The sequence below is a fragment of the Labrys sp. E2SS-1L genome (assembly GCF_057073705.1).
In genome coordinates, this window is sequence record NZ_CP172712.1 from 898,669 (window position 1) to 921,684 (window position 23,016).

Consider the following 23,016-nt stretch of genomic DNA (forward strand, 5'->3'; position numbering starts at 1 on the left):
CGCAAAGACGCGTCGAACCAAAGAGTTAGAGCAAACAAGCGTTCACACTTGAACGCGCTTTGCTCTAGAAGCCGGCGATCCCAGGATCATCCCAGATCCGACCGGCTGCCCTCCAGCGCCGCTACGGTCAGCGGGTTCTCTTCCCTCACGCCGAAACGCCGGCGCTTGCCGAGGACCTGCTCGACGATGGCGCGGGTATAGAGGCCCGGGCCGCTCGAATAGATGCGCCAGCCGCCGTCGACATCGACGGTCCCGGCCCTGACCCGGCCCCATTCGGCGCTGGCGACATAGCGGTCGGGGAAGGCGGCGTCGGAGGAAGAGAAATAGGTGTTGCGCTGGCGCCGCGAGGCATTGGGCAGGCGCTGCGTCACCGCGATCGGGTTGATCAAGGCCAGGCCATCCCAGACCTTCTTCGCCTCGCCATGCTTGGCCAGGGCCTCGCAATAGCGCAGATGGGCGTGCACATACATCAGGCCGATCTCGCGCCCGAAGAAGGACGAGGATTCGGCGCGGCGGAACAGCTTTTCCGGGCCGCCATTGTAGACGACGGGCCGATCCATCAGATGGGCGCCGTCCGGCAGCAACAGATGTTCCTCGATCAGCTTGAGGTGGTGGCGGGCCTGGTCGTGCGTGAACAGGCCGCCGATGATGGGCTGCGTCATCGAGATCAGCGAATAGGACAGGCCCGTCCTGGTGTCGCTGGGATGCAGCAGCAGTTCGACGCCGCCCTGCTTCGCATCGACCGGGGCTGTGTCGGTCTCGCCGGGAGCCGCCTCCGCCGCACCGAAGATCTCGGGATCGAACAGGCCATAGCCGGCCACCACGCCGTCGCGGATCAGGTGCTGGTTGAAATCGCCGCGCATCCGGGCGGCGAGGTCGGAAAGCTCGGTGCTGCGGGCCGTCTCGCCGCGGCGCTTGAGGATGGCAGAATAGCGCACGATCTGCTCGTAGAGCAGTGCCACCGTCCAGCTCGACACCATCCAGTCGCGCAGATGCGGATCGGCGGGCTGGAGCGAATCGTTCCAGTCGCCCTCGCCATAGCGCACCAGGTGCGTGCCGGGGATGAAGCTCGCCGTAACCGTCTCCAGAAGCTTGTCGACATGGGCAGCGAGCGTCGACCGCGTCGCGGTCGCTGCATTCTTGTCGTCGCGCCAGGGCGCCTGCGCCTCCAGCACGGCGAGGTCGCCGGTGGCCTCGACATAGTCGCACAGCGCCTTCAGCGGCCAGACGATGACGTCGCCATGGCTGTCGCCGGCCCGGATATAGGGATAGGGGTCGAGCATGAACCATTGCGGCCAGTCCCCCCGGCTCTGCGACTGTTCGCCGAAGAGGGTGAGGAGAATGTGGCGCACCTCGGCATCGTGCTCGAGGGCGAGCATCAGCTCGATCGGGCCCTGGCAGACGTCGCGGGTGCCCCAGGCGGCGCCGGTATATTGCTCCAGGCCGTGCGGCACGGTGAGATGCATCATGGCGTCATGGGCGAGCCAGGGCAGCATCAGATCCTGGGCCTCGACATCGGGGCCGCTGCCTTTCAGGCGCAGGTCGCGGGTGAGCAGGCTCCAGAATTGGCGCGCCGGGGCGAGCAGGCTCTCGGCATCCGGGCCGGCGGCAAAGCGCGCAGCCAGCTGTTCTCCCTCGGCGGTCGATGTCATCGAGCCGGTGACGGCGAAGACGAGTTCGTTGGTGGCGTGGGAGCGCAGGGCGACATAGGCGCCGTCGCGCGCCTTGCCGTCGACATAGAGGAGCTCGTCACCGCCCACGGTCTCGACCGCAGATGGCGTCGAGGTGACGAGGTGATAGGCCGCTTGCCTGTAAGTCTGCCCCCACAGCCAGTCCGAGCCGGGCGACAGGTTGATGCGCTTGTCCCTGGCATCGACGCTGATGGTGCCGGTCTGCTCATAGTCGCGCTCGCCCATCACCACATGGCCGAACACCAGGAAACGACAGGGCGCCCCTTCGACGGTGACACGCCATTGCATGGCGGGTGCGTCGCCGGCGGCAATGGCATGCACGGTGACGGTGCGCCCGGGCAGGCGATAGATCCATTTGGCGTCGTTGAGCCCGATGTCGAAGGCGCTCGGCACGGCCAGCAGTTTCCAGCCCTCGCCCGTGTCCATCAGGATGCGCAGGCCGCTGCCGCGCGTGATGTTGTAGGGATCGCGCGAGACCGAGAACAGCTTGTGGAAGGAGGTGTTGCCGATGGTGAGCTGCGCCCCGAACACGCCATGCATCCAGGCGGTGGAGCACAGGGTTGCATCGTCGAGCCGCATGCTGGTGCCGCTGCGCAGGAGGGCGCCATGGCGGCGCGGCACCTGGGCTTCCTTGGCAGCGAGCACGACATGCCGATTCTGCTCGCCCTCCGGCACGAAGAAGGACAGCAATGTGCCGTTCTGGACTTCCTCCGCCAGGCGCTCGGGGTAGCGGGCCGCGACGTCTCCGGCTTCGAGCGGGAGCACGGCCAGCGGGGCGGCGTCCTGCACGAGGCTGCGGGCGGGCTCGGTTGGCGAGGGGGCATCCGTGCCGACTTCCCCGGCCTGGGCGGCCGCGGCGATAGCCGCGGGCAGGTCGGTCGGGCCGGAAGCGGCGCGATGATCGGGCGTGAACGACGCGAAGAAGGTGATATCGGCCTTCGCACCCTGCCCGACACTGACGGGATTGGACTGCAGGGCGATGCAACCGACCTCGTGCTGGCGGCGCTGCGAAGGCAGGTCGGTGCTGAAGGCGGCGGCGAACGCGCCGGTGACGCGGTAATCCGGCCCCAGGACCTGGATCGCGTCGGTGGCGAAGGCCTTCGCGCCGCTGACGCAGCCCTGCACCAGCCAGGGGAATTTGCCGCCCTGCGACAGGTTCTGCCGGCTCATCAGCACCGGGCCGAGGGTTTCGTGATGCTCGACATGGTGGTCGAGATATTGCGAGACATAGGCCTCGCTGTTCATCAGGAAGCCGCGGCTGCCGAGGCCGACATCCTGGATGAGGACGAGGTCGCAGGGCTGGGCCGGCCCCGAGCCCGACAGTTCGACCTGCCAGAACCAGAGCGCCTCGCTGGGATGGAGTGCGAGCCTTACCCGATAGGCGATGCCGCCGGCCTCGCTTTGCCAGACCGCGCTGGAGCCAGACGCCGCGAACCGGCCCTTGGCACCGGGGCCGACCAGTTCCTGGACGAAGGGATTTGGGCCGCCGGCGCGCAGATAGAGCCGGCCGATGCCACCATGGACGGGCGATCCCAGCACTTGGTTGAGCGTGACCCGGTCCTTGCCGTCGTCATGCTCGATGGCGAAGACCGTGCCGTTCTCCACGAAGGAGACGCTGAGGCCGCCGCTGTTTCGAATGGTCCTGAGCTGGAGGTCCTTTTCGCGCGGGATCGAAAATTGGCGCGTGCTGCCATCCGCCATGGCCTGTCTCCTCAAGCTGGCCGGCCGATGCAGACACCTGCGAATCGCAGCGCCATCGGTCGACCTTGTCAGGACGCTACTCGGGAGGCAAAAGCGGGTCCTGTCAACGATTCCGGAGTGACACATTCCAACTACACAGGGTGCACGCTCGGGGCCGGGAACGCGACGCTGGTCACCCCTTCGCCCCGTTCTTACGGGGAGAAGGTAAGGATGAGGGGCAGCTCGACCTCGTAAATTGAAGGCATTGCGTAGCCCCTCACCTCTATCCTCTCCCCGTAAACGGGGCGAGGGGGCGCAAGTGTTGAGCCTTTTCGGCGTCCGGTCATCTCGCCCAACCCCTATCCTCCCGCCTGGACGTCCCGTCCGCATCTTGCCCCCGAGCTGGCCGCGCATCTGAGGGAAAAACAAGACAGAACAGGACGAGATAGGCTTGTTGCACAAGACGTGGCTGCGCTATAATTTATTCTGAAGAAAGAAATTCCACTGTCCGTAAACCATCGAAAGCTCGCCATGACCGAATTGATCGACGGCAACGTCCATGCGGCCAATGTCCGCGCCCGCACCAAGGTACGCGCGGAGGCCTTTGCCGCCGCCCATGGCCGCAAGCCGCGCCTCGACGTGGTGATCGTCGGCAACAATCCGGCGAGCCGGGCCTATGTGAACACCAAGGCCAAGATGGCGCATGAGACGGCGATCGACGGCCGTCTGATCGAATTGCCCGAAACCGTTTCCAAGGAAGAGCTGCTCGGCGTGATCGCGGGCCTCAACGCCGATGAGGGCGTCGACGGCATCCTGGTGCAGCTGCCGCTGCCCGACCATCTCGACGGCCAGATGATGATCGATGCCATCCATCCGGCCAAGGATGTCGACGGCTTCCATCCGATGAATGTCGGCAAGCTCTTCACCGCGTCCAGGATCGACCCGGAAGCGATGCTGATCCCCTGCACCCCGCTCGGCTCGCTGCTGATGCTGCTCGACACCGTGGGCAAGGAAGGGCTTTCCGGCAAGAAGGCCGTGGTCGTCGGCCGCTCCAACATCGTCGGCAAGCCGATGGGTGCGCTCCTGCTCGCCTATGATTGCACGGTGACGACAGCCCATTCGCGCACCAAGGACCTGCCCGCCGTCTGCCGCGAGGCCGATATCCTGGTCGCCGCCGTCGGCCGGCCCGAAATGGTCAAGGGCGACTGGATCAAGGATGGCGCCGTGGTCATCGATGTCGGCATCAACCGCGTGCCCACCGAGGATGGCAAGGGCCGCATCGTCGGCGACGTCGCCACCAAGGAAGCCATGGGCAAGGCCTCCCACATCACCCCGGTTCCCGGCGGCGTCGGCAAGATGACCGTCGCCTGCCTGCTGCACAACACCATCGTGGCGGCGGAAGCCAGAGTGAAGGGGTAAGCGCCAAAAACCTTCTCCCCTTGCGGGAGAAGGTGGCCGAGCACAGCGAGGACGGATGAGGGGTGTTAGCGCATCCCTGCAGTGGTCGTGTTTCTCCCCTCATCCGCCCCTTCGGGGCACCTTCTCCCGCAAGGGGAGAAGGCTTATCGAAGCTCATTGCTCAGCCGCCCCTCCAGCAGATCGAGCACGGTGCGCGCCGCGTCGAGCACCGGCGTGCCCGGGCCGAACACGGCCGAGACCCCGGCCTCGCGCAGGAAATCATAGTCCTGGCGTGGAATGACGCCGCCGCAGACCACGGCGATATCGGCCCGGCCGCGCGCCTTCAGCTTTTCGATCAGCTGGGGCAGCAGCGTCTTGTGGCCGGCCGCGAGCGAGGAGACGCCGACGACGTCGACCTTCTCGGCCAGGGCCAGGTCGACAGCCTCGTCCGGGGTCTGGAACAGCGGGCCGGCGACCACCTCGAAACCCATGTCGGTGAAGGCCGAGGCGACCACCCGGGCGCCGCGGTCATGGCCGTCCTGGCCAAGCTTGGCCACCAGGATGCGCGGCTTGGCCCCGCGTTGTGCCGTGAAATTGGCGATGCGGCCGGCAAGGATTTCCACTTCCGGCCCTTCGCCGAAAGCAGGGCGATAAATGTCCGCCACCACCTTGGGACGGGCGCTGTGGTCGCCGAATTCGGCCCTGAGCGCGTCGGAAATCTCGCCCACCGTGGCGCGGTGGCGAGCCGCTTCGACGGCCGCCTCCAGGAGATTGCCGGTGCCTGAACGGGCCACCTCGGTGAGGACGGCAAGGGCCTTGGCCAGCGCCTGCGGGTCGCGCCGGCGCCGGACATCCGCCAGGCGCCGAATCTGCGCGGCGCGCACGGCATGATTGTCGATGTCGAGGCTGTCGATCGCGGGCTCGTCCTCGAGCTGGTAGCGGTTGACGCCGACCACCACCTCGTCGCCGCGGTCGACGGCCGCCTGCCGCTTGGTTGCGGCCTCCTCGATCAGGCGCTTGGGCAGGCCGGCCGCCACCGCCGCCGTCATGCCGCCCATCGCCTCGACCTCCTCGATCAGCGCCCAGGCCTGGCTGGCCAGATCATGGGTGAGGCTTTCGAGATAATAGGAACCGGCCAGGGGATCGACCACCTTGGTCACGCCGGTCTCGTGCTGCAGGATGAGCTGGGTGTTGCGGGCGATGCGGGCCGAGAATTCCGTCGGCAGCGCGATCGCCTCGTCGAAGGAATTGGTGTGCAGCGATTGCGTGCCGCCGAGGGCCGCCGCCATCGCCTCATAGGCGGTGCGCACGATGTTGTTGTAGGGATCGCGCTCGGCCAGCGAGACGCCCGAGGTCTGGCAATGGGTGCGCAGCATCAGCGATTGCGGATCCTTGGGGCCGAACTCGGTCATGATACGCGACCACAGCAGCCGGGCCGCGCGTAGCTTGGCCACCTCCATGAAGAAATTCATGCCGATGGCGAAGAAGAAGGAGAGCCGCCCGGCGAAGGCGTCGACGTCGAGCCCCTTGGCCAGCGCCGCCCGCACATAGTCGCGGCCATCGGCCAGGGTGAAGGCGAGCTCCTGCACCAAAGTCGCTCCCGCCTCCTGCATGTGGTAGCCGGAAATCGAGATCGAGTTGAAGCGCGGCATCTCCTTGGCGGTATAGGTGATGATGTCGGCGACGATGCGCATCGAGGCGGCGGGCGGGTAGATATAGGTGTTGCGGGTGATGAATTCCTTGAGGATGTCGTTTTGAATCGTGCCCGATAGTTTCGCGCGCGATACGCCCTGTTCCTCGCCGGCCACGATGAAGAAGGCCAGCACCGGCAGTACCGCCCCGTTCATGGTCATGGAGACCGACATCTCCTCGAGTGGGATGGCGTCGAACAGGATCTTCATGTCCTCGACGCTGTCGATGGCGACGCCGGCCTTGCCGACATCGCCCTCCACGCGCGGATGGTCGGAATCATAGCCGCGATGGGTGGCGAGGTCGAAGGCGACGGAGAGACCCTTCTGCCCGGCGGCGAGCGCCTTGCGGTAGAAGGCGTTGGAGGCCTCTGCCGTGGAGAAGCCGGCATATTGGCGGATGGTCCAGGGCCGGCCGGCATACATGGTTGCGCGCGGGCCGCGCAGGTAAGGCTGCTGTCCCGGCAGGGAACCGAGATGGCCGACGCCGGCGAGATCGGCCTCGGTATAGAGCGGCTTGACCGCGATGCCCTCCGGGGTCTGCCAGGTCAGGCTGTCGGGATCGGCCTTGACCTCCTTCCTGGCGAGTGCGCGCCAATCTTCGAGCGCGGTGTCGGCTGTGGAAGTCGGTGCAGACATGGCGGATCCTGACATGGCTGGCCTCATTCGAATTCGAGGATGAGTTCGTCGACGGCGAGACTGGCGCCTTCGGCCACGGCGATGCGGCTGATCGTGCCGGCCTTCTCGGCGCGCAACACGTTCTCCATCTTCATCGCCTCGATGGTGGCGAGCGCCTGGCCCGCTTCCACCGCTTCGCCTTCGCTGACGGTGATGGCCGCGACCACGCCTGGCATCGGGCAGAGCAGCAGCTTGGAGGTATCGGGCGGAATTTTCTCGCGCATCAGGCGGGCAAGCTCGGCGACGCGGGGACTGCGCACCTGCACCAGGACGTCGCGGCCATGCCAGCGCAGGCGCAGCCCGCCGGCGGTGATGCCGACCTTCACCGCCATGGCCTCGCCACCGACGCTGAACTGGCCGAGCGCCTGGCCGGGCGTCCAGCGGCTGGTGACGGCCAGCAACAGGCCGCCTTCGAAGACGACATGATAGCCGCCGTCGACCGCATCGATGGTGAAGGGCAGGGCCCGGCCTGCCAGAGTGGCGACGAAGTCGCGGCCGATGGCGCGCCGGTGATTGTCCATGGCGCCGGTGATGGCGCTGTCGCGGTGCTGGCGGATATGGCTGATCACCGCGGCCACGGCTGCCAAGCGCGGCAGGTCGGCGTCTCCAGGCTCGACGCCGGTAAAGCCCCCCTCATATTCCTCGGCGATGAAGGCGGTGGTCAGCCTTCCGGCGCGGAAACGCTCATGATCGGCCAGGGCCGCGAGGAAAGGCAGGTTATGGCCGATGCCCTCCAGCTCGAACTGGTCGAGGGCACGGGCGAGGGCATCGATCGCCTCCAGGCGGGTCGGGGCATAGGCGCACAGCTTGGCGATCATCGGATCGTAATGGATCGAGATCTCGCCACCTTCCTGCACGCCGGCATCGACCCGCACCAGGCCGCCCTCGCCATCCGGTCCTTCGGCGGGCGGGCGATAGCGGCTCAGGCGTCCGATCGAAGGCAGGAAGTTGCGATAGGGGTCCTCGGCATAGACGCGCGCCTCCATGGCCCAGCCGGTGAGGCGGACCTCGTCCTGGCTGAGGGGCAGGCGCTCGCCGGCGGCGACGCGGATCATCGCCTCCACCAGATCGAGGCCGGTGACCAGTTCGGTCACCGGATGCTCGACCTGCAGGCGGGTGTTCATCTCCAGGAAGTAGAAATTGCGGTCCTTGTCGACGATGAACTCCACCGTGCCGGCGGAGTGGTAGCCGACGGCGCGGGAGAGGGCCACGGCCTGCTCGCCCATGGCGCGCCTTGTCGTCTCGTCGAGGAAGGAGGAGGGCGCTTCCTCGATGACCTTCTGGTTGCGGCGCTGGATCGAGCATTCGCGCTCGCCCAGATAGATCAGATTGCCATGCTGGTCGCCCAGCACCTGGATCTCGATATGGCGCGGCTCGGTGACGAATTTCTCGACGAAGATGCGGTCGTCGCCGAAGGAGGACTTGGCCTCCGAGCGCGAGGCGCGGAAACCTTCGCGGGCCTCGGCGTCGTTCCAGGCGATGCGCATGCCCTTGCCGCCGCCGCCGGCGGAGGCCTTGATCATCACGGGATAGCCGATCTCGGCGGCGATACGGGCGGCCTCGGACGCGTCCTCGATCAGGCCCATATGGCCTGGAACCGTCGACACGCCGGCTTCGGCTGCGAGCTTCTTGGAGGTGATCTTGTCGCCCATCGCCTCGATCGCCTTGGGCGGCGGGCCGATGAAGGCGACGCCCTCCTCGGCGAGCGCGTTGGCGAAGGCGGCGTTCTCCGACAGGAAGCCATAACCCGGATGCACCGCATCGGCACCCGTCTCACGGATCGCAGCGAGTATGGCGTCGATCTTGAGATAGGACTGCGCCGAAGCCGACGGGCCGATGCGCACGGCCTCGTCGGCCTCGCGCACATGCACGGCATCGTGGTCGGCGTCGGAATAGACGGCGACGGTGGCGATGCCGAGCTTGCGCGCACTGCGGATGACGCGGCAGGCGATCTCGCCGCGATTGGCGATGAGGATCTTCTTGAACAAAACGGGCGTGGTCACGGTGTCGATCCTCACAGCGGCATGGTGTCGTGCTTGCGCCAGCGCGTCTCCACCGTTTTGCGGCGCAGGGCGGCGAAGGCGCGGGCGATGCGCTTGCGCGAGGTGTGCGGCAGGATCACCTCGTCGATGAAGCCGCGCTCGGCCGCGATGAAGGGATTGGCGAAGCGGGCCTCGTAGTCCCGGGCGCGCTCGGCGATCTTGGCGGCATCGCCGAGCTCGGCCCGATGCAGGATCTCGGCCGCGCCCTTGGCGCCCATCACGGCGATCTCGGCCGTGGGCCAGGCATAGTTGACGTCGGCGCCGATATGCTTGGACGCCATGACGTCATAGGCGCCGCCATAGGCCTTGCGCGTGATCAGCGTCACCATCGGCACGGTGGCTTGGGAATAGGCGAAGAGCAGCTTGGCGCCGTGCTTGATCACTCCGCCATATTCCTGGCCGGTGCCCGGCAGGAAGCCGGGCACGTCGACCAAAGTCAGGATCGGGATGGAGAAGGCGTCGCAGAAGCGCACGAAGCGCGCGCCCTTGCGCGAGGAATCGATGTCGAGGCAACCGGCCAGCACCAAAGGCTGGTTGGCGACCACGCCGACGGTCTGGCCCTCGATGCGGATGAAACCGGTGACGAGGTTGCGGGCGAAGGCTTCGCCCACCTCGAAGAAATCGCCCTCGTCGGCGACGGCCAGGATCAGCTCCTTCATGTCGTAGGGCCTAGTGGAGCTGTCGGGCACCAAAGTGTCCAGGCGCATCTCCAGCCGCGACGGGTCGTCGTGGAAGGGCCGCACCGGCGGCTTGTCGCGGTTGTTGAGCGGCAGGAAGTCGAACAGGCGCCGGATCTCCTCCAGCGCCTCGACGTCATTGTCGAAGGCGCCGTCCGCCACCGAGGATTTCTGGGTATGGGTGCGGGCGCCGCCGAGTTCCTCGGCGCTGACCACCTCGTTGGTGACGGTCTTCACCACGTCGGGGCCGGTGACGAACATGTAGGAAGTGTCGCGCACCATGAAGATGAAGTCGGTCATCGCCGGTGAATAGACCGCGCCGCCGGCACAGGGGCCCATGATCACCGAGATCTGCGGCACCACGCCGGAGGCCTCGACATTGCGCTTGAACACATCGGCATAGCCGGCCAGCGAAGCGACGCCTTCCTGGATGCGGGCGCCGCCCGAATCGTTGAGGCCGATCACCGGCGCGCCGTTGCGCAGGGCCATGTCCATGATCTTGCAGATCTTCTGGGCATGGGTCTCGGACAGCGAGCCGCCGAGCACGGTGAAATCCTGGCTGAACACATAGACGAGGCGTCCGTTGATCGTGCCCCAGCCGGTGACCACGCCATCGCCGGCGACCTTCTGGTTCGCCATGCCGAAATCCACGGCACGATGGGTGACATACATGTCGAACTCCTCGAAGGAGCCCTCGTCGAGCAGGACTTCCAGGCGTTCCCGGGCTGTCAGTTTGCCCTTGGCATGCTGGGCTTCGATGCGCCTGAGGCCGCCGCCGAGCCTCGCCTCCTCGCGGCGGCTTTCCAACTGTTCGAGGACGGCGCGCATCGGGCTTGCTCCACACGGTTCGACATTGCCTGGATCGACATCTCTCGCTGCCCAGCACGGCCCACGGAGGCATGAAACGCTGTCCTTGTCATGCCCGGGCTTGACCCGGGCATCCAGCGGCTCCCGTTTCATTGTCTCGAAAGGGGTTGGATTGCCGGGTCAAGCCCGGCAATGACAAGCGTCTAGGCAATTCGATCCTTCACGGGAGGAACCATTAGCTTTTCTGCGCTCTTTGTTCTTGCTTGAAAGAGTGCGAATGCATGATTTATGCTAAATTGGATTGCAAATTGCGAAATTGCGAATATGGCCGGCAAACTCTTCATCGGCGCCCGCCTCAGGGCCATCCGCGAGGCCGCCCACGCCACCCAGGCGGCGTTCGCTCAGCGGCTCGGCATCTCCACCTCCTATCTCAACCAGATGGAGAACAACCAGCGCCCCCTCTCGGCCGCGGTGCTGCTGGCGCTGGCCGAGCGTTTCGACATCGATATCGCCACCATCGCCCAGAGTGACGGCGACCGCCTGCTCTCGGCCCTGAACGAGGCCCTGGCCGATCCGCTCTTCGACGCTTTGGCGCCGAGCCTGCAGGAATTGAAGCTGGTCACCCAGAACGCGCCGGGCTTTGCCCATGCCCTGATCACCGCGCACCAGGCCTACAGGCGCAATTCCGAGCAATTGGCGAGCCTGGACGGACGGTTGGCGGGCGGCCTGTCCGAGCCGACGCCCTATGAGGAAGTGCGCGATTTCTTCCACTTCCTCGACAATTACGTGCATGAGCTCGACACCGCCGCCGAAGCCCTGGCCGAGCGCCTGGGGCTGCCCCGCCGCGAGCCCGGCGCCGCCTTCACCGCTCATCTCGAAAGCCGCCACCGGGTCAGGGTGATGCAGGCGCCGGCCGAGGAAGGCATCATCCGCGGCTTCGACAAGGAGGCGCGGGTGCTGCGCCTGCATCCCTATTCCCCTGCCGCCACCCGTCATTTCCAGCTCGCTTTCCAGATCGCCGCCTTGGAAGCGGAAGCCGAGATTGCGTCCATCCTGGCCGGAGCCGACTGGCGCAGCGCCGAGGCAGTGGAGATCGCCCGCATCGGCCTCACCAATTATTTCGCCGGCGCGCTGACCCTGCCCTACCGGGCTTTTCTCGCTGCGGCCCGGGAGTTGCGCCACGACCTCGAACTCCTCGCGGCGCGTTTCGGCGCCAGCCTCGAGCAGGTGGCCCATCGCCTCTCCACCCTGCAGCGGCCGGGCTTCAAGGGCGTGCCGGTGTTCTTCGCGCGCATCGACCGGGCCGGCAACATCACCAAGCGCCACAGCGCGGCCAAGCTGCAATTCGCCCGCTTCGGTTCCGCCTGCCCGCTCTGGAACGTGCACCAGGCCTTCGAGGCGCCGGGCCGCATCATCCGCCAGCTCGCCGAGACGCCGGACGGCGAGCGCTATCTCAGCGTCGCCACCGAGATCGCCAAGGGCGGCGGCGGCTTCAACGCGGCCCAGCGTCGCTATGCCATCACGCTCGGCTGCGAGATCGCCTATGCCCGGGACTTCGTCTATGCCGACGGTCTCGATCTTTCCAACCAGGCGGGTTTCGATCCGATCGGCATCTCCTGCCGCATCTGCGAGCGCCAGCACTGCCACCAGCGCGCCGTGCCGCCCCTGAAGGCGCATCTGGCGGTGAATCATGACCGGCGCGAAATCGTGCCCTATCGCATCGTCTAGGCTGGCTGCGATGGGGTGGAGCCCGAGAGCCCGGCTGTTTCACTGGATCACGGCGATCGCGATCACCGCGCAATGGATCATCGGCCTCTTCCTGCTCGGCGGCATGGCCATGGCGGGCAATGCCTGGCTGACGGCCCATCTCTCGCTCGGCCTGGTCCTCCTGGCGCTGACCCCGCTTCGGCTCGTCTCCCGGCTGTTCGACCATGCGCCGCGCCACGTTCGCTCTCCGCTTGCCGCGATCGTGGCGGGTCTCGCTCACGCCGGTCTCTATGCCTTGCTCCTGCTCGTGCCGCTCACGGGCTGGCTCGGCTATCGCCCGGCGCCGTTCATGCCGCCGCCGCTCGCCTTCGACCTGCTGCCCATGCCCGTACTGACGGGGCTGGAGGGCGTGTCACCGCGCACGATGCTGAGTCTGCATGCCCAGCTGACCTGGGCGCTCGTCGCCCTCGTCGTCGTCCATGTGCTGGCGGTCTTGTTCCACGCGGTCGTGCTGCGTGACGGCACCCTCGGCGGCATGCTGCATGGGCGCAACCGTGGCGCTGCCGATCGCAGGCCATAGACGTGTGCGGGAAGCGGGCCCGGCTTGTCTCTCGACATCCTCTCGCGAAATCGCTACGCGGGGATTGAAAACATCAGGAAAGGCGCCGCCATGCTATTCGTCATCCAATGCGAAGACATTCCCAATGGTCTCGAACTCAGGCAGGCGACGCGCCCGGCGCATCTCGATTATCTGAAGACGCAGGACGCCCATATTCTCGGCGCCGGCCCCTTCCTGGATGCCGAGGAGAAGATGGTAGGCTCGCTCCTCATCGTTGATTTCCCCAGCGAGGCCGAGGCCCGGACCTTTGCCGAGAACGATCCCTATGCCAAGGCCGGCCTGTTCGCCTCCACCAGCATCCGCCGCTGGCGCTGGGGCATCAAGCCCCCGGCCGGCCTCTGATCCGGGCAGGAGCAGACCATCATGGCCCATTGGCTGATCAAGTCCGAACCGGAAGTATGGAGCTGGGACCAGCAGGTCGCCGCCGGCGCCAAGGGCACGCCCTGGGACGGCGTGCGCAACCATGCCGCCAAGCTCAATCTCATGGCGATGAAGAAGGGCGACAAGGCCTTCTTCTACCATTCCAACGAGGGCAAGGCCGTCGTCGGCGTCGCCGAAGTGGCACGCGAGCACTATCCGGACCCGGCCACGCCCGGCCAGCCCTGGGTGCTGGTCGACTTCAAGGCGGTGGCGCCCTTCCCCAAGCCGGTGACCTTGGCCGACGTCAAGGCCGAGCCGAGGCTCGCCAACATGGCGCTGGTGAAGCTGTCGCGCCTCTCCGTGCAGCCCGTGACGGACGAAGAATGGCAGCTCGTCTGTGCGATGGGCGGCTACAAGGGCTGAATTCGGTGGACGGGGCGGCCCGATGATCGACTCTCATGTCATCCGAGCTGTTGCCTTCGACGCCTATGGCACGCTGGTGGAGATCACCGATAAGCGTCGCCCGTACGAGCGCGTTGCTCGGGCGAGAACGATTAATCCCCTCGTCTCGCCCATCACCCAGGAGCTTGATCTGATCGCCTTCGCCGATCGTTGCGGCCTTGTGCTCAATGCGCAATGGCAGTCTGATCTTGCAGCGGAGCTGAAGTCCATTCGCCCCTTCGAAGAAGGTCGGGATGTGCTGACCGCCCTGCATCGCGCCGGCTATCGTGTCGCTGTCGCTTCCAACCTTGCTTTGCCCTACGAGACCCCGATCCGGGCTTGCTATGGCGACCTGCTGGACGTTGCTTGCCTATCCTTCGAGATCGGTGCAGCCAAGCCCGACGCCCCTTTCTACCGGGCGCTATGCCGGCAGCTGGACTGTGAGCCGCAGGAAATCCTGATGGTTGGCGATAGCTGGCGAAGCGACTATCAAGGCGCAACGCGGGCCGGACTGCAGGCGCTGCATCTCGATCGCCGCGGCGTCGGGCCGGCGGGGCGGGAGGCCATCACCATCACGGATCTCCGCCGCCTGCTCGCCATCCTGCCGGCGTGAACGTCACTTTATTGGACTTGCTTGTCATGATTACTCTTCGCACCTCCCGCCCGGCGGACGTGCCCTTCCTGCTTGAGATCTGGCGCAGGTCGGTGAGGGCGACCCATGATTTCCTGCTGCCCGGTGATTTCGAGGCGATCGAGAAGCTAGTCGCCAATGATTATCTGCCGGCCGCGCCCCTGCATGTTGCCGCCGATGGCGACGACCGGCTGCTCGCCTTCATGGGCATATCGGATCGCCATATCGATTCGCTGTTCATCGACCCCGACAGCCGCGGCCAGGGTATCGGCACCTTGCTGGTTCGCCATGCCAAGGAGCAAGGCGAGGGCTCGTTGAGCGTCGACGTCAACGAGCAGAACACGCAGGCCGTCGGCTTCTACCGCCACCTCGGCTTCATCGAGACGGGCCGCTCCCCGCTCGATGGCGACGGACGCCCCTATCCGCTGCTGCATATGCGCCTGGATTAGGCATCGTCCGGAAATAACGGAAGCACCACCTTTGTCATGCCCGGGCTTGACCCGGGCATCCAGGGGCCTTGCCTTCGACATCTGAGAGCAGGAACTGGATTGCCGGGTCGAGCCCGGCAGTGACAAAGGCCGAGCCAATTCGGTTCGTTTGTTGACGGATGATCCTCAGTTTTTCGGACCCTTGCCCTGCTTCGCCGCAACGAAGTCGAGGAAGGCCCGCAGCGGCGGGGCCATCTGGCGGCGGCTGGGATAATAGAGGTGGAAGCCCGGAAAGGGCGGCGACCAGTCAGCCAGGACATGGACGAGCCGGCCGGAGTCGAGCCCGGCGCGGATCTGGTGCTCGAACAGATAGGCGATGCCGACGCCGGCGAGCGCCGCCAGGCAGGCGACCTCCGGTTCGTTGACGATCAGGGGACCTTCGACGGCGGCTTCGAGGGGGCGGCCTTCACGCTCGAACTCCCAATGATAGAGGCTGAGATCGGTCGGCCAGCGGAAATTGATGCAGCGGTGCCGGGCGAGGTCGTGCGGGGTCACGGGTGTGCCGTGGCGGGCGAGATAGGCCGGGGCGGCCACGGCCATCAGCCGGAGTTCGCCCCCGAGCCGCACGGCGATCATGTCCTTTTCCACCATCTCGCCGAGCCGCACGCCGGCATCGAAGCGATTGGCCACGATGTCGATTAGCCGGTCCTCGCTGACGAGATCCAGCGTGATGTCGGGATAGGCGTCGAGGAAAGGGCCGATCAGCGGCCCGATGACATGGATGGCGGCGATGCGGGTGGCGTTGATGCGCAGGAGGCCGGCAGGGCTGTCGCGCAGGCTCCTGACGTCGGCGACGGCGGCGTCGAGATCAGACAGCGCCGGGCGCAACCGGGCGAGGAAGCGCTCGCCGGCCTGGCTCGGTGCCACGCTGCGGGTGGTGCGGTTGAGGAGGCGAACGCCGAGCCTCTCCTCTAGCAAACGGATGGTCTGGCTCAGGGCGGAGGGGGAAAGCCCGAGATGAGCGGCCGCTCGCGCGAAGCTGCCATGCTCGACCACGGCGACGAAAGCCCGCAGTTCCACATGTTCGCTGCCTCGCATTCTATACGCCCTTCTTCATAAGCTATGCGTATTCTATAGCATTAACGAAGCAGTCTCCAGGGAGCATCTTGCCGGCAACGTCGCAACGGAGGATGACCCCCATGACGCTCGCTTTGGATGACTACCGCCTGCTCGGCCGCTCGGGCCTCAGAATATCCCCGCTGTCGCTGGGCACGATGACCTTCGGCACGGATTGGGGCTGGGGTGCCGATGAGGCGGAAGCCCGCCGCATCTTCGATACCTATGTCGATCGCGGCGGCAATTTCATCGACACCGCCAACCAATATACCAACGGTACGTCCGAGCGCTTCGTCGGCACCTTCGCCGCCGACCGCCGCGACCGGCTGGTGATCGCCACCAAATACACGCTGCCCTCCCGCCCGGGCGATCCCAATTCCGGCGGCAACCACCGAAGGAGCATGGTGCGTTCGGTCGAGGACAGTCTGAAGCGGCTCCGCACCGATTATATCGACCTGCTCTATCTGCACGCCTGGGACTTCACCACGCCGGTGGAGGAAGTATTGCGCGGCCTCGACGACCTCGTGCGCTCGGGCAAGATCGTCTATGCCGGCATTTCGGATGCTCCGGCCTGGCAGATCGCCCGCATGCAGACCATCGCCGATCTCCGCGGCTGGGCGCCGCTGATCGCCCTGCAGGTCGAATACAATCTGATCGAGCGCACGATCGAGCGTGAGCTGGTGCCGATGGCCCGCGATCTGGGCCTCGGCGTCATTCCCTGGTCGCCGCTGGCCAGCGGCGTGCTCGCCGGCAAATACAGCCGGGCCGATCTCGACGACAGCGGCGGCTCGGCCGAAGCTTCCGGCACCCGCCGCAACGTCGCGCTCGGCAATGGGGCGCTCACCGTACGCGGTCTCGATATCGCCGACGTGGTCAAGGCGGTTGCCGGCGAGACCGGGCATACGCCCTCGCAGGTGGCCCTGGCCTGGACCCTGACCAATCCGGCGGTCGCCTCGCCCCTCGTCGGCGCGCGCACCCTGGCCCAGCTCGAGGACAATCTTGGTGCGCTCGAGGTGACGTTCTCGGACGAGCAGCGCAGCCGGCTGGAGGCGGCCAGCGCCATCGAACTCGGCTTCCCGCACGACTTCCTCAATCGTCCGCTGACACGCAATGTGATGTTTGGCGGGCTGAAGATCCCGACGCGGGGGTGAAAAGGACTATTTTTCAATAGAAAAGGTCGCGCCGCCCCTCAAACCAAGCTTGCTGCCGCCTTCCCTTCAATGCAGGGTCGCCTCCTCGATATGTTTGAGCTTGTCGGGATTGCGGGTGACGTAGATGCCGACGATCCGGCCATCGCGGATGTCGAGGGCGGTGGTCTGCAGCGTGTCGTCGCGTTCGATGGTGATGAAGCCCGGCAGGCCGTTGATATAGGTGAAGCGCACCAGCTTCGACATGGTCTCGGCGAAGTAATGCGCCAGGCCCGCCTGCAGCTTCATCACGTCCTCGATGCCGAAGATCGGCTTCATCGCGGCCGGCTTCTTGCCACCACCGTCGGAATGCACGGCGACATCGGCGGCCAGCAAAGCCTGGAGCGCCGTCATGTCGCCGCTGCGCGAGGCCGCGAAGAAGGCGTGGGCGATCTCCAGGCCCCGCTCCTTCGGCATGTCGAAACGCGGCCTGGAGGCACGAACATGGGTGCGTGCCCGGCTGGCGAGCTGGCGGCAGGCGGCGGCATCGCGTCCGATCGTCTCGGCGATCTCGTCGAAAGAAACGCCAAAGACGTCGTGAAGCAGGAAGGCGGCGCGTTCCAGCGGGGAGAGCCGCTCGAGCGCCAGCAGCAGGGGCAGGGTGACGTCCTCGACCTCGTCACCACCCTCCTCGATCACCGGCTCGGGCAGCCAGGGACCGATATAGGTCTCGCGCTGGCGCCGGGCCGATTTGAGCACGTCGAGGCAGAGCCGGGTGACGGTACGGGTGAGGAAGGCCAAGGGCACGCGCACCTCGCTGCGATCCGCGTCGAGCCAGCGCAGGAAGGCATCCTGCACCACGTCCTCGGCATCGGCGACCGATCCCAGCATGCGATAGGCGATACGGATCAGGCGCGGCCGCAAGGGGTCGAAGCTTGCGGCCGCATCGCTCTGGAGAGCGCCCGCCATCAGGCCGCCGCTTTCGCGCGCACCGAATGCACGGCATTGAAGCCGACATTGACCCGGTTCCAGCCATTGATGGCGACGATCAGCAAAGTGAGCTTCACCTGTTCCTCCTCGGTGAACTGCGCCTTCACCTGCTCATAGACATCGTCGGGCGCGCGCTTGTCGGCGACCAAAGTGAGGGCTTCCGTCCAGGCCAGGGCTGCGCGTTCGCGCTCGTTATAGAGCGGCGATTCGCGCCAGGCGTCGAGCAGATAGAGCCGTTCCTCGCTCTCGCCAAGCTTGCGCGCATCGAGGGCGTGCATATGCAGGCAGAAGCCGCAGCCATTGATCTGGGAAGCGCGCATCTTGACCAGTTCCATCAGGCTCACCTCGAGGCCATCGATGCCGGTCGAAAAATCGAGCCACTGCTTCATGATGGCGGGCGAGGCGGCGAAGGGGTTCAGTCTGGCTTTCATGATCATGTCCTCTTGATCGGTTTGCACGGACATGACGAGCCGGCCTCCGCCGCTGTGACATGGAGGCGAAATTTTTTGAGCCAGATTCTGGAATAGGCGCCTCGATGCGAGCGCAAACTGCGATCCGGGTGGATTTCAGCCTGCCATAACTATTTGTTTTAAAAAGTTTATTTAGCCCGGCTGCCGACAGGCCCTCCCGGAAAGGGTTTCAGCCTGCTCGCGAGCCTGCAAGAGACCGTGGCAAGGAGGCCAGGAACAGGACAACGCAGACACAAAGCAGGACGATGTCCTTGAACAGGAACTCCCCGGTCAGATTCCAGGCCATCGGATCGCTCGACAGGCTCCATTGCACCACCCCGGGTGTGGTGAAGAAGAACGACCAGGTGATCGCGAAGGTGACGATGCCCATCAGCGAACCGGCAGCCGACAGGATCGGGCTGAACGCCCCTGCCGCAAGCAGCGCCGCAATGGCGAACTCGGCAACACCGAGGAAATACGCTTCACCCCGCAGGCCGAGCAGCGACAACCATGAGATGAAGGGGCTGTTGGTAATGAATTGGGCAATGCCCTGGGCCGACTGCAATGTGAATTTCTGCATGCCGAACGACACGAAGATTATCACCATGACCCAGCGGAGAATCGCCAGAAAACGATAGGAGCCGCTTCCGTTTTCCGAGATGTGGAAGACTGTATTCATGTGGGTCACTTCTTTCCTTTTTGGCATAGTGATTTCGAAGGCGCGCTGATGCGCGTTCCTCGCAACCACTACGTTGGGAAAGAACCGGCGTTACGTTGATCCGGTGTTTGGCGGCTCACAATGACATGTATGGGCGGTCCGCGCTTATGGCGGACTCGAGAAGTGGCGTGCTCTCGTCAGCGCAGCTTGGCGGCGATATGCCCGGCGAGCTGGTCGAGGGCCGAGCTCATCGCCTCGACTTGGGCGGGCGCTCCCGCATCGGCCGGGGGCACGGCGATATTGGCCTGGGCCGCCGCGCTGCGGCCGCCATTGCGGTAATGCAGACGCCATTGTGCCTGCAGCAGCACGACGCCTTCTGCATTGGTGTCGAAGCGGCTCACCGAGAGCTCCAGCGTCGCCGATTCCTTGCCGGATACCGTCTGGCTGGTGGTCACCAGCGAGCCGGCGGGCAGGCGCCGGCGCAAATCCTCGGCCAGCACGCGCTGCACCATGGAGCCCAGCGGCTCGCCCCAGCGCTCGAACTCGGAGACCCCGAGCTGGACGTCACCGGAGCGGCGCACCAGCTGCGGGCGGTCGAGATATTTCGCCACGTCCACCGTTTCGATCGACACCGAGACCGGCCGGCCCGCAACCCTTTGCCCGCCCTGGGCAGCCAAGGTGTAGATCTTGGCGTCCGGCGAGGCGCAGGCCGCGAGCAAAGCGAGAGCCAGGCCCAGGCCTGCAAGGGCTGCAATGCGTCCAGAACGGCGGGCGGAGGAGAACGGCATCAGTTGCTTCCTCTGGTCTTGCCCCGGATCAGGGATTCGGGGTGCTGCTGCATATAGTCGGTGAGCACGCGGATGGAGCGCACGGCATCGTCGACCTGCGACATCAGGCGCGTGAGGTCGCGCTTGAAGCTGGACGAGCCGCCATAGCCCTGGTCGAAGGAGCCCAGGGTGGAATTGATGCGCTTCATCGACTGCTGGGCGGTGTCGAGCACCGGCTGCAGCCTCTGCATGGCCGGCGCAAGGTCCGTCTTGGCCTTGTCGATCAGCTCCCGTGCGGAAGTGAGGGCGCCGGCGAGCGAGCGCAGCGATTCCTTGATTTCCGGCCCGGCGGCCAGGTCCTGGAACGACTTCATGGTGTCGTTGGCCTGGAGCACCAGCTTGTCCAGCGGCAGCTTCGAAATGCGGTCGAGAATGTCGTTGACCGAGCGCAAGGCCGAATCGAACTGGTTCGGATTGGTCGGGATCACCGGATAGGCGTCGCCGGTTCCCAATTGGGCCGGTGCAGCCTTGGGATCGATATCCAACGACACCACGCTCTGGCCGGTGAGATAGTTGCTGGTCTTGATCTCGGCGCGCAGACCCTTGGCGACCAGCGACTTCAGCACGGTTTCGGGATCGATCGGGCCGGTGGCGCCGACCACCTGGACGCGCTGCGGTTCGATCTCGATCAGCACCGGTGCGCGCGGCGCATTCTTGGTGACGTCATATTGCAGGTTGACGTCGACGACCTGGCCGATCTTGAGGCCATGCCACTCCACATTGGAGCCGGGAACGAGACCGCCGACCGACGAGTCGAAATAGACCAGATAGCGCAGGCGGATGGTGTATCTGGCCTCGTCGGCGCTGGCCTGGTCGCTGTAGAGGGTGAAAGCCGTCTTGGGGGGAGCCCGCTCGCCCGCCGGCACGCCCGTCGGCGTATCGAAGGCGATGCCACCTGCGAGCAGGGCCTGGAGGGAATCGAGCTGCAGCCGGAAGCCTTGCGGACCCGTGGTGAGCGAAACGCCCGAAGCGCTCCAGAAATTACTGGAGGTCAGCACTTCCCTGTCATAGGGGTCGCGGACGAAGGCGCGGATGGTGATACCGGCCGAGGCATTGGAGGAATCGTAGCCCAGGACCTGGCCGACTTCGAGGCCGCGATAGAAGATCGGCGAGCCGACGCCGACCGAGCCGATCTTGGTGGCTTTGAGGGCGAATTCGGTGCCCGGAGCGTCGGTGGGGATGACGGGCGGTACCTCCAGACCGGTGAAGCTGTCGGTCGTCTCGCCGGACTTGGCCGGATCGAACTCGATATAGACGCCGGACAGCAGGGTCGACAGGCCCGACACGCCCGAACTCGCCGACAGGCGCGGGCGCACCACCCAGAACAGCGAGTCCCGGCGCATCAGGGGAGCAGCCTGCTTGGACATCTCGGCCGTGGCGATGACGTGGCTGCCGTCGGGCGCCAGCGTCACGCTCTTCACCGTGCCGAATACGATGGCCTTGTAGCGCAGCTGGGTCTTGCCCGGTTCCAGCCCTTCGGCGGTGCGGAAGGAGATAGTGATCTCGGGACCCTTCTCCGACAGCGTCACCCAGGCCAGATAGAGCCCGATCCCGATCGCGGCCAGCGGCACCAGCCAGATCAGGGGCAGGCGCCGGCGCGGCTTGCCGATCTCGGGTGTGGCCGGGCCGTCGCCGTGCTCGAAAGCGCCATTTTTGGGGGCATCGGAATCGGTCAATGGCTTGGCTTTCCCTTCTGGCGGTCGAGATTGTCCCACATCAGGCGGGGATCGAAACATTCGGACGCGATCATGGTGATGATCACCACGGCGGCGAAGGCGATGGCGCCGACGCCGGGCTGGATGCTGGCCACCCCGCCCAATTGCACCAGCGCCACCAGGATCGAGATCATGAAGATGTCGACCATCGACCAGCGCCCGATGAATTCGATAAGGCGATAGGCGACGGTGCGGTCCCGCAGGCGCCAGGTCGAGCCGCGCTGGGTGGTGATCAGCAAGGTCGCCAAGCCCGCCAGCTTGAGCGTGGGCACCAGGATCGAGGCGATGAAGACCACCGCCGCCACCGGCCACATGCCGGCATCCGCCAGCTGGATGATGCCGCCGATGATGGTGGAGGGATCTCCGCGCCCCAGCATATAGACCGCCATGATCGGGTAGATGTTGGCGGGGATGTAGAGGATGGTGGCGGTGATCAGCAGGGCCCAGGTGCGGTTGATGCTGTCGGGCTTGCGCAGATGTAGCGCCGCCTTGCAGCGCGGACAGTTGCCGTGGCCCGAATCGGGCAGGTTGGAGGCAAGCCCGCAGGCTTCGCACAGCGCCACGGGTCGCCTGGGGTTCACCACCGGCGGCGGCGGCACCAGGCCCTTGCGCTCGAAGCTGCGCCAGATGGTCTCGTCGTCGAGCAGGGCGCTGGTCGCTACCGTCACCAGCATCAGTGCCGCTACCGCGAATACAGCGGGACCGAGTTCGATGCTGGCGAGCTCGATCAGCTTCACATAGGCGACGATCAGGCCGAATATGTAGACCTCGATCATCGCCCAGCGGCCGACGAAACTGGAGCCGCGATGAACCAGAGGCAGCCAGCGCGGCGGACGCCGCATCCTCAGCCCGGTCAGGACCGCGAGGCGGGCGAGAATCTGCAGGCCTGGCGCCACCAGCATGGTGATGCCGACGACGATCGCCAGTTCCCACAGGCCCTGGTCGTAGAGCGACTTGATGCCGGTGACGAGCCCGGCGACCTGTATCCGCCCTGAGATCTCCAGCTTGATGAAAGGCAGGAAATTGGCCATGGCAAAGCAGGCGGCGCCGGCCAGGCTATAGGCATAGGCATGGCTCAGCGAGATGGCGCGGTAATGCTCCATGGTGGCGCCGCAACGCGAGCAGCGCGCGCGCATGCCGTCCTGAAGCGGCGGCACGTCGTGCAGCAGCCCGCAGTCGTGGCACTCCATGATCTGGGTGGCACTTCGCGTCGTCGGGGTGATCACCCGATCTGTCCGCCCGGTCGCCATGTTACCGTTGCACTCGAATCACAAAAGAACTCCGGCC

General features: G+C 65.8%; 19 protein-coding genes. 8 read left to right on the forward strand and 11 right to left on the reverse strand.

Annotated features, from left to right (window positions below; translation table 11 throughout):
* Positions 1–86: 86 nt before the first annotated feature.
* Positions 87–3,392, reverse strand: coding sequence for a GH36-type glycosyl hydrolase domain-containing protein (locus ACIGJE_RS04155; RefSeq protein WP_415085829.1), 3,306 nt, complete (start codon positions 3,390–3,392; stop codon positions 87–89).
* 510 nt (positions 3,393–3,902) lie between these two features.
* On the opposite strand from ACIGJE_RS04155, the gene ACIGJE_RS04160 reads away from it, so the two are divergent.
* Positions 3,903–4,790, forward strand: coding sequence for a bifunctional 5,10-methylenetetrahydrofolate dehydrogenase/5,10-methenyltetrahydrofolate cyclohydrolase (locus ACIGJE_RS04160; protein WP_311934149.1), 888 nt, complete (start codon positions 3,903–3,905; stop codon positions 4,788–4,790).
* A 143-nt stretch (positions 4,791–4,933) separates the two neighbouring features.
* Here ACIGJE_RS04160 and scpA read toward each other — a convergent pair whose 3' ends face one another.
* Genes scpA through ACIGJE_RS04175 form a run of 3 tightly spaced genes read right to left on the reverse strand, consistent with a single transcriptional unit; the run spans position 4,934 to position 10,682 of the window.
* Complete coding sequence (scpA, locus tag ACIGJE_RS04165; protein WP_415085827.1) at positions 4,934–7,096, reverse strand: methylmalonyl-CoA mutase; 2,163 nt, start codon at positions 7,094–7,096, stop codon at positions 4,934–4,936.
* A 23-nt stretch (positions 7,097–7,119) separates the two neighbouring features.
* A complete protein-coding gene (locus tag ACIGJE_RS04170; protein ID WP_367623895.1) occupies positions 7,120–9,123 on the reverse strand; it encodes an acetyl-CoA carboxylase biotin carboxylase subunit in 2,004 nt (667 codons plus the stop codon).
* Between the two features lie 26 nt (positions 9,124–9,149).
* Positions 9,150–10,682, reverse strand: a complete 1,533-nt coding sequence (locus ACIGJE_RS04175) for an acyl-CoA carboxylase subunit beta (protein ID WP_415085825.1) — start codon at positions 10,680–10,682, stop codon at positions 9,150–9,152.
* 303 nt (positions 10,683–10,985) lie between these two features.
* Here ACIGJE_RS04175 and ACIGJE_RS04180 point away from each other — a divergent pair, with 303 nt between their 5' ends.
* The 6 genes from ACIGJE_RS04180 to ACIGJE_RS04205 all read left to right on the forward strand — a co-directional run bounded on the left by ACIGJE_RS04180 (position 10,986) and on the right by ACIGJE_RS04205 (position 14,868).
* The gene (locus ACIGJE_RS04180; RefSeq protein WP_367623602.1) at positions 10,986–12,389 is read left to right on the forward strand and encodes a helix-turn-helix domain-containing protein; all 1,404 of its coding nucleotides are present in this window, start codon (positions 10,986–10,988) and stop codon (positions 12,387–12,389) included.
* A gap of 10 nt (positions 12,390–12,399) precedes the next feature.
* A complete protein-coding gene (locus ACIGJE_RS04185) occupies positions 12,400–12,948 on the forward strand; it encodes a cytochrome b/b6 domain-containing protein (protein ID WP_367623603.1) in 549 nt (182 codons plus the stop codon).
* Positions 12,949–13,038: 90 nt separating this feature from the next.
* Positions 13,039–13,329, forward strand: coding sequence for a YciI family protein (locus tag ACIGJE_RS04190; RefSeq protein ID WP_105860858.1), 291 nt, complete (start codon positions 13,039–13,041; stop codon positions 13,327–13,329).
* Positions 13,330–13,350: 21 nt separating this feature from the next.
* Positions 13,351–13,770, forward strand: a complete 420-nt coding sequence (locus tag ACIGJE_RS04195; protein ID WP_311934155.1) for an EVE domain-containing protein — start codon at positions 13,351–13,353, stop codon at positions 13,768–13,770.
* 22 nt (positions 13,771–13,792) lie between these two features.
* On the forward strand, positions 13,793–14,401 hold the full coding sequence (locus ACIGJE_RS04200) for an HAD family hydrolase (protein WP_311934156.1): 609 nt from the start codon (positions 13,793–13,795) through the stop codon (positions 14,399–14,401).
* A 26-nt stretch (positions 14,402–14,427) separates the two neighbouring features.
* A complete protein-coding gene (locus ACIGJE_RS04205; protein ID WP_415085822.1) occupies positions 14,428–14,868 on the forward strand; it encodes an acetyltransferase in 441 nt (146 codons plus the stop codon).
* A 165-nt stretch (positions 14,869–15,033) separates the two neighbouring features.
* On the opposite strand, the gene ACIGJE_RS04210 is transcribed toward ACIGJE_RS04205, so the two are convergent.
* Entirely contained in the window at positions 15,034–15,945 is a 912-nt protein-coding gene (locus ACIGJE_RS04210; RefSeq protein WP_415085820.1) for a LysR family transcriptional regulator, read from the reverse strand.
* Between the two features lie 101 nt (positions 15,946–16,046).
* Here ACIGJE_RS04210 and ACIGJE_RS04215 point away from each other — a divergent pair, with 101 nt between their 5' ends.
* Positions 16,047–17,114, forward strand: a complete 1,068-nt coding sequence (locus ACIGJE_RS04215; RefSeq protein WP_415085818.1) for an aldo/keto reductase — start codon at positions 16,047–16,049, stop codon at positions 17,112–17,114.
* 66 nt (positions 17,115–17,180) lie between these two features.
* Here the strand turns inward: ACIGJE_RS04215 and ACIGJE_RS04220 are convergent, their stop codons facing one another.
* From ACIGJE_RS04220 to ACIGJE_RS04245, 6 genes are all read right to left on the reverse strand, one after another.
* The gene (locus ACIGJE_RS04220) at positions 17,181–18,059 is read right to left on the reverse strand and encodes a sigma-70 family RNA polymerase sigma factor (protein ID WP_415085816.1); all 879 of its coding nucleotides are present in this window, start codon (positions 18,057–18,059) and stop codon (positions 17,181–17,183) included.
* Positions 18,059–18,511 (reverse strand): carboxymuconolactone decarboxylase family protein, encoded by a 453-nt coding sequence (locus tag ACIGJE_RS04225; protein WP_415085814.1) that lies wholly within the window; start codon positions 18,509–18,511, stop codon positions 18,059–18,061. Before ACIGJE_RS04225 ends, ACIGJE_RS04220 begins: the two co-directional genes overlap by 1 nt.
* Before the next feature lie 208 nt (positions 18,512–18,719).
* The gene (locus tag ACIGJE_RS04230) at positions 18,720–19,208 is read right to left on the reverse strand and encodes a DUF417 family protein (RefSeq protein ID WP_415085834.1); all 489 of its coding nucleotides are present in this window, start codon (positions 19,206–19,208) and stop codon (positions 18,720–18,722) included.
* Positions 19,209–19,384: 176 nt separating this feature from the next.
* A complete protein-coding gene (locus tag ACIGJE_RS04235) occupies positions 19,385–19,975 on the reverse strand; it encodes a PqiC family protein (protein WP_311934165.1) in 591 nt (196 codons plus the stop codon).
* Complete coding sequence (locus ACIGJE_RS04240) at positions 19,975–21,690, reverse strand: PqiB family protein (protein WP_367623609.1); 1,716 nt, start codon at positions 21,688–21,690, stop codon at positions 19,975–19,977. Before ACIGJE_RS04240 ends, ACIGJE_RS04235 begins: the two co-directional genes overlap by 1 nt.
* Positions 21,687–22,955 (reverse strand): paraquat-inducible protein A, encoded by a 1,269-nt coding sequence (locus tag ACIGJE_RS04245; protein WP_483679382.1) that lies wholly within the window; start codon positions 22,953–22,955, stop codon positions 21,687–21,689. The genes ACIGJE_RS04240 and ACIGJE_RS04245 overlap by 4 nt, the downstream gene beginning before the upstream one ends.
* Positions 22,956–23,016 lie beyond the last annotated feature (61 nt).